This is a genomic window from Streptococcus oralis (assembly GCF_001578935.1).
Classification (GTDB): Bacteria; Bacillota; Bacilli; order Lactobacillales; family Streptococcaceae; genus Streptococcus; species Streptococcus oralis_R.
Genome location: NZ_KQ969539.1, coordinates 1 through 355 on the forward strand (window position 1 = coordinate 1; position 355 = coordinate 355).

Consider the following 355-nt stretch of genomic DNA (forward strand, 5'->3'; position numbering starts at 1 on the left):
ATAAGTTAAAGAACGAGATTGAGCTCTTAAACACGACCAAGGACAAGATTTCGGACTTGGTGAGCTACGAAGGAAGCAGTCATACCAGTACAGTCATGAACTATAACTTCCTCATGAACCAGCTCAAGAACTTGGATACCTCCATCACTCAGTATGAAAGTAATCATGCGAGTCAGGATTTGGTCGCCTTTAAGGAACTCTTGTCTGCGACCAAGGCCTTGGTCGCAGAGCACGCAGGGAAGACACGTACGGTAGGGACTTATCAGTCAGGAGATTTTGCCAAACTCAAGTCTGTTCAACGCTTTGCGATAGCCTACAAACAGGCGACCCAGCAGATGGAGAGTCGTGTTGAGCG

The 355-nt window shown here is 47.3% G+C and carries 1 pseudogene; it reads left to right on the forward strand.

Going from position 1 to position 355, the window contains the following annotated elements:
• Positions 1–355: pseudogene (locus SORDD15_RS10345) on the forward strand (hypothetical protein); the annotation flags it as partial.